The following is an 8731-nucleotide window of genomic DNA, read 5'->3' as shown; positions in this document are numbered from 1 at the left end:
TACGTGGAGCAAAGCGTGCTGGACTTGCCTCGCATCTACATCAACGGCGGGCGGCGTGGCTACCTCGTGGGCATCGCGCCACAGGTGCTGGTCGAGCTGCTGAATGCCAAGCCGGTGCAATGTGCCGGTGCAGAATAGCTGCACAACCACAACACCAGCCCCTCACTGATGGAGACCTTCTACCCCGCCGCCGCCGTGCTCGTGGCCTACCTGATCGGCTCGCTCTCGTTTGCCGTGATCATCAGCCGCGTGATGGGCCTGTCTGACCCGCGCAGCTACGGCTCGGGCAATCCCGGCGCCACCAACGTGCTGCGCTCGGGCAACAAGGCAGCCGCCATTCTCACGCTGCTGTTCGATGCCTTGAAGGGCTACGTGCCGGTGCTGCTGGTCGACCTGTATGGCGCGCCTTACGGCCTGGGCACGGGCACGATCGCACTCGTCGGCCTCGCGGCTTTCCTCGGCCACCTGTGGCCGGTGTTCTTTCGCTTCCAGGGCGGCAAGGGCGTGGCCACGGCGGCGGGTGTGCTGTTGGCCTTCAACCCCTGGCTGGGTCTGGCCACCTTGCTCACCTGGGTGATCATCGTGGCCTTCTTTCGCTACTCGTCGCTCGCCTCCATCGTGGCGGCGGTGTTCGCGCCGTTCTACCAGCTGCTGATCTGGGGTGGCGGCCCGATCGCCCTGGTCACGGTGGTGATGGGCTTGCTGCTGGTCTGGCGCCACAGCGCCAACATCCAGAAGCTCATCGCCGGCACCGAAAGCAAGCTCGGCCAGAAGGCCGCGGCGACGACACCACACAAAGGGAAGAAGTCATGACCCATGCAGTGCGCCGTTTCCATGTGGGTGATCGGCTGTCGGAGATGGCCATTCACCACGGCACGGTCTATCTCGCCGGCCAAGTGCCCGACGACACCACGCAAGACATTCGCGGCCAGACGCGCCAGGTGCTGGCCATGGTCGACAAGCTGCTCGCCGAAGCGCACACCGACAACGCGCACATCCTGATGGCGCAGATCTTTCTCGCCGACATGGCTGACTTCAAAGGCATGAACGAGGTGTGGGACGACTGGGTCGCACCCGGCGATGCGCCCCCACGCGCCACGGTGCAGGCGCAGCTCGCCAAGCCGGAATGGAAGATCGAGATCGTGGTAACGGCGGCCCTGAAGGCCTGAGCGCCTATTCGGCTCTCAAGCCGAGCCGCGCCGGGTCACCCCGGCCGATGCGCCCGAGCAGCGGCAGCTCGCCGGTGAGGTCGACCACCGTGGTCGGTTGCATCGGGCAGGCACCGGCATCGACCACCGCCTGCACCTGGCCGGCGACGCGCTCGCGGAGTTCATCGGGGTCGTTCATCGGCTCGGTCTCGCCAGGTGCAATCAAGGTGGTCGACAACAAGGGCTGGCCAAAGATGTCGAGCAGCTCTTGCAGCATCTTGTGCTCCGGCACACGCAGGCCGATGGTGCGGCGCGATGGGTGCGACACACGGCGCGGCACTTCCTTGGTGGCTTCCAGGATGAAGGTGAACGGCCCCGGTGTGCCGAGTTTCAGCAGGCGGTACTGCTTGTTGTCCACACGCGCATAGCTCGCCAGCTCAGATAAATCGCGGCACAAGAGCGTGAGGTGGTGTTTGTCGTCGACCTCGCGAATGCGGCGCAGCTTCTCGGCTGCGGCCTTGTCGTCGAGGTGGCAGACCAGCGCATAGCTCGAGTCGGTGGGCACGGCCGCGATGCCGCCGTCGTGCAAGATTTGCGCGGCCTGCTGGAGCAGGCGCATCTGCGGGTTCTCGGGGTGGACTTCAATGAACTTGGGCATGGGCGCCGAGTTTGCCGCTATTCGGCCGTGAGAGCCGATTCACTTGGCGCGATGCGCTGCGCCGCGGCGCTCTCGCGCAGGTTGAGCCATACCGACGCTGCCCCGCACGCCGCCACCACCGCCATACCGACGAAGGCCCAGCCGTCGGGCACGTGCTTGAACACCAGCCAGCCAGTGAAGCTGGCGAAAGCGATCTGCATGTAGGTGAAGGGCATCAGCACCGGCATCGGCGCCACACCCAGCGCGAGGATCAGGCACAGGTGCCCGGCCGTGCCCGCACAGCCCGCGAGCACCAGCAGCGCCCAGATCGACGGCGGTGCGGCTTGCAGCGCGGCCCAGGCCTGCAGCGGCTGAAACGCCAGCGCCACGATGCCGACGATCACCGTGCCCACCAGCCCGGTGTAGAAGTGCGTGGTCAGCGGGTGCTCCAGGTGCGAGAGCTGGCGTGTAAGCAGTTGAAAGCCTGCGTAGATGAGCGCCATCGCCAACGGAATCACCGCCACCCAACCAAACAGCCCGCTGCCCGGGCGCACCACGATCAACGCGCCGATGAAACCGCCGACGACGAGCGTCGCACGCAACGCCGACACGTGCTCGTGCAAGAAGGTGGCGGCCAGCACCGTCACCAGCACCGGCGTGAGCATGCCCACCGACGTGAACTCTGCGACCGGCATGTATTGAATGCCGAAGAACAGCAGCGCGCTCGTGGCCAGCAGCAGCGAGCCACGCAGGGTTTGAAAGCGCGGGTGTTCGCTGCGAAACAGGTTGCCCCCGCCGCGCGCCCAGCGCACGGCCAGCCACGCACCCATGATCAGCGCCTGCAGCGCATAACGTGCAAACAGGGCCACGATCACGGGCAGCGCCTGCCCCAGGTATTTGGCCGTGGTGTCCAGCGTGGCGAAGCACACGCCCATTGTGAGGATGAGGCCGATGCCCAGCAGGGGCCGGGCCTTGGCGCCGCCCGGCAGTGACGGCCCCCGGCTCACGGGTGCTGCACCCGCTCGCTTAAGGCCTCCCACACGGGGGTGAGTTTCTTGGGCAGCGCAGGCAGGCCGCCCAGGTCCATGTGGCTCTCGATGGGGCTGTGGAAGTCGGAGCCGCGCGAGGCCAGCAGGCCGAACTCGAGCGCGGTGTCGGCGTATTTGGCGTAATCCGACGTGGTGTGGCTGCCGGTCACCACCTCGACGCCCTGGCCGCCGTGGGTCTTGAACTCGCTGAACAAGGCGTACTCCTCGTTGGGCGTGAACTTGTAGCGGCCGGGGTGGGCAATGACGGCGATGCCGCCGGCCTGCGTGATCCAGCGCACCGAGTCGCCGAGCGATGCCCAGCGGTGCGGCACGTAGCCGGGCTTGCCTTCCACCAGGTACTTGCGAAACACCTCGTAGGTGTCGTTGCACACGCCACTCTCGACCAGGTGCCGCGCGAAGTGGGTGCGTGAGATCAGCTCGGGGTTGCTCACGTAGCGGAGCGCGCCTTCGAAGGCGCCGTGGATGCCGACCCGGGCCAGGCTCGCTGCCATGTCGCGGGCACGTGCTTCACGACCACCGCGTGTGGCACGCAAGCCCGCCTGGAGTGCCACGTTGTCGGGGTCGAAACCGAGGCCGACGATGTGCACCGTGACGTCGGCAAAGGAGATCGAAATCTCGGTGCCGGTGAGGTAGGCCATGCCGTGCACGGCTGCGGCTTCGCGGGCGCGGTGCTGGCCGCCCACCTCGTCGTGGTCGGTCAGGGCCCACAGGTCGACGCCGTTGGCACGCGCGCGTGCCGCCAGGGCCTCGGGTTCGAGCGTGCCGTCGGAGACGACGGAATGGCAGTGCAGGTCGGCGTTGAGAATGCTCACCGCCAGATTGTAGGCAGCAGCCCCTGCTGCTGCCCGCCAAGGGTCAACGGTCGACGCGGTACAGCCGCCCGCTGTCGGTGAGAAAGTACAGCCATCCGTCGGGGCCTTGTTTCACGCAACGGATGCGCTGACCCAACGAGGCGAACAGCCGCTCGCGCGACACCTCCGCATTGCCGTTGAGCACCACGCGCCACAAGGCGGTGCCGGCCAATGCACCGAGGAACACATTGCCCTGCCACTCCGGGAAGCCGCTGCCGGTGTAGAAGGTGAGGCCGCTGGGGGCAATCGACGAGGAGGGTGTGGGTGTACCCGGCGCAGGCCAGCGACTCACCGGCTCGGGGTATTGCGGCGCATGCACGCCGCCGCCGATTTCGCAGCCGGCGTTGGTGGCGCCGTAGTTGCAGCCGTAGCTCACGTTGGGCCAGCCGTAGTTCTGGCCCGGGCGGGCGATGTTGAGCTCGTCACCACCTTGCGGGCCGTGTTCCAGCTCCCACAACTCACCGGTGCTGGGGTGGATGGCGGCCCCCTGCGGGTTGCGGATGCCGTAGCTCCAGATGCCCGGGGAGGCGCCCGCGCCCATGTTCGGGTTGTCGCTGGGGATGCTGCCGTCGCGGTTGATGCGCACCACCTTGCCCAGGTGACTGGAGAGGCTTTGCGCCGGGCTGCCCTGCTGTCGCTCACCGAGTGTGATGAACAGTGTCTTGTCGGCGCGGAAGGCGAGCCGCGAGCCGAAATGGCCGTCGCCGCCGACCTTGGGCAGCTGCCTGAAGATCGGCGTGGGCGGGACGTCGAGCAACTGCCCGTTGGTCAGGTCGAGCCGGCCTCGGTTGACTGCCGTGCCACTGCCGCCCGTGCCCGCCTCCGAATAGGCAAAGTACACCCAGTTGGAGCCGGGGGTCGTGAAGTCGGGGTCGAGCACCACGTCGAGCAGGCCGCCTTGGCCCGACGACACCACCGCAGGCACGCCCGCCAGCGGGCTGGACTTGGTCGCGCCATCGGCACTCAAGACCACCATGCTGCCGCCTTTTTGCGTGATCAGCATGCGGCCATCGGGCAGGAAGGCCATGCCCCAGGGGCTGGCCAAGGTGCTGTTGATCACCGTGGCGCGGGCCGGCGCCGAGGGCGGCGCAGGCGAGAGCGGAGGCGGCGGCGGACTGTCGTCACCCGCACCACAGCTGGCCAGGGGTGCCACTGCCATGGCAGCGAACAGCGCGCCCAGTCGGGCGAGCCCGGCGCGGCGCTGCAGGTCAGGGTTCTGGGGTTTGCTCACGATTCTTGTCCTCGGGGGTGTGCGCAGAAGGCGTTCCAGGAAGTAGATCAGCCGGCAGACCAGCTGCCGAAACCGAATGCAACCGGAGATGCGGTGGCCAAAGCTCTGCGCCGGTTCAGCACCTTGGTGGCAAAACTCACGAACTAAGTTCGGCGGGTTCAACAAATTGCATGGCCGGCCGATACCACCGAAGGGTCATCTCGTTTCCGGGCGTTGCGCGGGCGTGGTGAGCCGCGTGATCGGCGCCCTGTGCGCCGACCACACGCTGGCCATTCTGGAGAACCTGGTGAAGCAAGTGGGTGACAAGGCGCAGCGCGACACAAGGCGTTGGCGGGTGTGCGCTGTGGCGTGGTTCTTCAGCGCGATGGCGGGCGCTTCCTTCGCGCAAGACCTGGCCTCGGTCTCGCTGGATCGGTTGCTCGATCTCGAAGTCACGGCGGCGTCGAAGTTTGCGCTTCGCCTGAGCGAGTCGGCGTCGTCGGCAACTGTGATCGGTGCCGACGAAATACGCGTGCTGGGTTACCGCACGCTGGGCGAAGCCCTGCAATCGGTGCGTGGCCTGGTGGTTTCTTCGGATCGCACCTACGCCTATCTGGGCGTGCGTGGCTACGCCGCGGCGGGCGACTACAACACGCGCATTTTGTTGCTCATTGATGGAAACCGCGTCAACGACACGGTGTTCGACCAGGCTTTCCTCGGCACCGAGTTCCCGCTTGACATCGATCTGGTCGAGCGCATCGAATTCATTCCGGGGCAGGGCTCGGCCGTGCACGGTGGCAACGCGCTGTTCGGTGTGGTCAACGTGGTGACACGCAGTGCCGGGGCTCGATCGGGCGGTGATGTGTCGGTGATCGCGGGCAGCGGCGCATGGCGCCAGCTTCGCGTCTCGGCCACCCAGCCCATTGGCGAGCACGGCCAGCTGCTGGCATCGGCCAACAAGCGCCGGGCGGGCGGGAGCGATGTGAAATATGTGTCGCTCGACTCCGACCCCGATGGCGGCGTCAGCCGGCGCACCGACCACGAGCGCGGCGAGCAGCTCTATCTCAAATACCAGCAGGCCGACGTGACGGCGACGCTGGTGTACGCCGACCGCACGAAAGGCGCCACCGCGTATCCCGGCGCGGTGTTTGGTGACACGCGCAATGCCTACCGCGATGCCATCACGCTGGCCGATGTGGCCCTGGCGCACCCGATCGATGCGGCCAACCTGTGGAAACTCAGGGTCTACGGCGGCCGCTACGCCTTCCAGGGCGACTACATGGTGGACTATCCGCCAGTCACCCTCAACCGCGACTTGGCCGAGTCGCGCTGGTGGGGCCTGGAAACGAATCTCTACACCCAGCACTTTGGCGGCCACAAGCTGGTGGTGGGCTTGGATCTGCAGAAGTCGCCCCGCAGCGATCAAGGCAACCTTGACGTGGATCCGACCACCACGGTCTACCTCGACGACCACCGCAGCAGCTCGCGCCAGTCGGTGTTTGCCGAGGACCAATGGGCGGTGTCTGCGCGCACGTCCATCACGGCCGGCCTGCGCTACGACCGCATTTCCGATGGCACCACATCGTCTGAATTCAGCCCGCGCCTGGCGCTGATCTCCCGGCCCCACGACGAGGTGGTGCTCAAGTTGATCCACGGCCGGGCGTTTCGCGCGCCCAACGCGTACGAGCGTTACTACGCCATCGAGGGGACCATCGGCTACAAGGGCAACGCCAACCTGCAGAACGAGCGTGTACGCGGCACTGAGGCGGTGCTGGAGTACCGGCCGTCGCTGTCCAGCCGCTGGCTCGCATCGGCCTACAGAAACCGCGCTGAAAAGCTGCTGGTGCAAACCGTCGACCCGTCCGACAACCTGCTCGTCTTCAACAACCTCGCCTCGATGCGCACCCGCGGCCTGGAGCTGGAGTTCGAGCGCGTGTGGGCGGCAGGTGCGCGCCTGCGTGCCAATTACAGCGTGCAAAGCGCGCACCACGATTCCGAGCAGAGTGTGGCGAGCAATTCCGTGCTGCGCCTGGGCAAGCTGGCCCTGGTGCAGCCCGTGGCGAGCGGCTGGACCGTCGGCTCCCAGACCGTGCTGGTCAGCCGGCGCGGCGAAGTGGCGGGTTATGGCGTGACCAGCCTCACCCTGTCGCGGGCCTGGCATGGCGATCGCAGCCACCTCTCGTTCAGTGCGTACGACGTGTTCGACCGCCGGCCCGACGACCCCGGCAGCGACTCCGTGTTGCAACCCGCCTCGCCGCAGGACGGGCTGAGCTGGCGCATCGAGCTGAAGCTCGCGTTCTAGGCATGCCTGTGTTCGTACGCCGCTGGACTCGACTGCTGCCCCTGCTGGCCATGCTGGGGTCATCGCCCGCGTGGGCGGTGGACGAGCAGGAGTTGAAGGCCGCCATCGTCTTCAACCTGATGCTGTTCGTGGAGTGGCCCACCGATGCGGTGGCTGCGAGCACCGTCAACATGGTCTTGTGCGTGAGCCCGATGAATGCCCTCAATGCACCCCTGAAAGCCCTGCAGGGGCGGCCGATTCGCAACCAGCTTCTCGAGGTGCGGGATCTGCCGTCCGGGGCCTCTCGTGCGCCCTGTCACGTGCTCTACCTGGATGCCGGTGACACCTTGCGCCAGGCCGCGATCAAAACGAGCCCGACCCCCGTGCTGGTGATCAGCGATGACGTGGAGGCGCCATCGCCCCAGGCCGCCATTGTGCTCAGGCACGTGGGCGGGCGCGTCGGCTTCGACGTCAACCTGGAAGCCGCCAGACAGGCGCGGCTGCAGCTCAGCTCCAAGCTCCTGCGGCTGGCGCGCCGGGTGAACGACCGATGAACACCGAACGCCGCAAAGACCCGTTTCGAACACCGACCGGCCCGCAGCTCGGGCGGCGCCTGACTCGCGCGGTGGTGGTGAGCGTGTGCACCGCCTTGTTGGTGTCCGGCTTGATCTTCGACGTTTTCGTCTATGTCTCGCAGCGCGTCGCGTTGGTGGACGACGTGACGGCCCAGGCCCGCATCGCGGCCGAAAACAGCTCGGCCGCCGTCTTGTTCAACGATGTCACCGCGGCGACGCAGACACTGGTGGGCCTTCAGTCCTCGGCGGCCATCGAGCGTGCCGACCTGCACGATGCGCAGGGGCACACCGTCGCCCGTTATATAGCCCCCGGCGTGCCCGCCGGCGATGTCGACACCCCGGCGAGCTTGCCGAGAGAGGGGCATGTGTTCGAAGACGGACGCCTGCACGTGAGGGCGCTGGTGCGCGAAGGCACGCGGGAGGTCGGCAGTGTCCACCTCAGGGTCAGCCTGCGGCCCCTGCACGAACGTGTGGCCACCTATGTCGCCATCACCCTCCTGGCGAGCGTGCTGGCTTTTGCGCTGGCCTTCGCGCTGGTGTTCGGCATACGCCGCGAGCTCGACGCCACCGAGCAGCGGCTCGACTACCTCGCCTACTACGATCCGGTCACCGGCTTGCGCAACCGCCATGCGGCCAACGAGCAGATCCAGCGCCTGATCGAGACCGTGGGTCGCACGAGCGATGGCTTTGCGCTGCTCTTGCTCGACCTCGACGACTTCAAGGTCGTCAACGACACGCTGGGCCATGGCGTGGGCGACGAACTCTTGCGCGCGCTGGCTTCACGCCTGACGAAGTTCATGCGGCCGTCCGACGTGGCATTTCGTTTCGGCGGCGACGAATTCGTGATCCTGTCGCCGCGTGTGTCCGACGCCATGCACATGAAGTTGCTCGGACAGGCGGCCATGCTGGCCTTCGACGAGCCCTTGAAGGTGGGCGTGCACGAGCTGCGCGTGCGCGGCAGCGTGGGTGTGGCGCAGTTC

9 protein-coding genes and 1 pseudogene are annotated in these 8731 nt (G+C 66.9%); 6 read left to right on the top strand and 4 right to left on the bottom strand.

Features of this window, described 5'->3' with window-relative positions; all coding sequences use genetic code 11:
• The 3 genes and pseudogenes from RMO40_RS11715 to RMO40_RS11705 form a co-directional block, all read left to right on the top strand.
• Window positions 1-138 (top strand): annotated as a pseudogene (locus RMO40_RS11715) (Cys-tRNA(Pro) deacylase); the annotation flags it as partial.
• Between the two features lie 30 nt (window positions 139-168).
• A complete protein-coding gene (gene plsY / locus RMO40_RS11710; RefSeq protein WP_309720984.1) occupies window positions 169-813 on the top strand; it encodes a glycerol-3-phosphate 1-O-acyltransferase PlsY in 645 nt (214 codons plus the stop codon).
• The gene (locus RMO40_RS11705; RefSeq protein ID WP_309720982.1) at window positions 810-1169 is read left to right on the top strand and encodes a RidA family protein; all 360 of its coding nucleotides are present in this window, start codon (window positions 810-812) and stop codon (window positions 1167-1169) included. The genes plsY and RMO40_RS11705 overlap by 4 nt, the downstream gene beginning before the upstream one ends.
• Window positions 1170-1173: 4 nt before the next feature.
• Here RMO40_RS11705 and RMO40_RS11700 read toward each other — a convergent pair whose 3' ends face one another.
• From RMO40_RS11700 to RMO40_RS11685, 4 genes are read right to left on the bottom strand one after another with little or no spacing between them, the layout of a single operon-like run.
• On the bottom strand, window positions 1174-1806 hold the full coding sequence (locus RMO40_RS11700) for an L-threonylcarbamoyladenylate synthase (RefSeq protein WP_309720980.1): 633 nt from the start codon (window positions 1804-1806) through the stop codon (window positions 1174-1176).
• A 17-nt stretch (window positions 1807-1823) separates the two neighbouring features.
• Entirely contained in the window at window positions 1824-2792 is a 969-nt protein-coding gene (locus RMO40_RS11695) for an EamA family transporter (protein WP_309720977.1), read from the bottom strand.
• Window positions 2789-3652 carry a 3',5'-nucleoside bisphosphate phosphatase gene (locus RMO40_RS11690; RefSeq protein ID WP_309720991.1) on the bottom strand — a complete coding sequence of 288 codons (864 nt, stop codon included), beginning with the start codon at window positions 3650-3652 and terminating at the stop codon, window positions 2789-2791. The genes RMO40_RS11695 and RMO40_RS11690 overlap by 4 nt, the downstream gene beginning before the upstream one ends.
• Before the next feature lie 37 nt (window positions 3653-3689).
• A complete protein-coding gene (locus tag RMO40_RS11685; RefSeq protein ID WP_309720974.1) occupies window positions 3690-4916 on the bottom strand; it encodes a PQQ-dependent sugar dehydrogenase in 1227 nt (408 codons plus the stop codon).
• A gap of 235 nt (window positions 4917-5151) precedes the next feature.
• On the opposite strand from RMO40_RS11685, the gene RMO40_RS11680 reads away from it, so the two are divergent.
• From RMO40_RS11680 to RMO40_RS11670, 3 genes are all read left to right on the top strand, one after another.
• On the top strand, window positions 5152-7197 hold the full coding sequence (locus tag RMO40_RS11680) for a TonB-dependent receptor domain-containing protein (RefSeq protein ID WP_309720971.1): 2046 nt from the start codon (window positions 5152-5154) through the stop codon (window positions 7195-7197).
• A gap of 92 nt (window positions 7198-7289) precedes the next feature.
• The gene (locus RMO40_RS11675; RefSeq protein ID WP_309720968.1) at window positions 7290-7730 is read left to right on the top strand and encodes a YfiR/HmsC family protein; all 441 of its coding nucleotides are present in this window, start codon (window positions 7290-7292) and stop codon (window positions 7728-7730) included.
• Window positions 7727-8731 (top strand): diguanylate cyclase domain-containing protein (locus tag RMO40_RS11670; protein ID WP_309720965.1); only part of this gene is annotated, 1005 nt, incomplete at its 3' end. The genes RMO40_RS11675 and RMO40_RS11670, both read left to right, overlap by 4 nt.

Origin of the sequence: Rhizobacter sp., from assembly GCF_031412075.1 — a bacterium.
GTDB lineage: Bacteria > Pseudomonadota > Gammaproteobacteria > Burkholderiales > Burkholderiaceae_C > Rhizobacter.
This window is presented reverse-complemented; position numbering and strand designations above follow the sequence as displayed.

Coding starts and splice junctions, on each gene's coding strand:
- RMO40_RS11700 (WP_309720980.1), bottom strand. CDS start 1,806: ATGCCCAAGTTCATTGAAGTCCACCCCGAGAACCCGCAGATGCGCCTG.
- plsY (WP_309720984.1), top strand. CDS start 169: ATGGAGACCTTCTACCCCGCCGCCGCCGTGCTCGTGGCCTACCTGATC.
- RMO40_RS11705 (WP_309720982.1), top strand. CDS start 810: ATGACCCATGCAGTGCGCCGTTTCCATGTGGGTGATCGGCTGTCGGAG.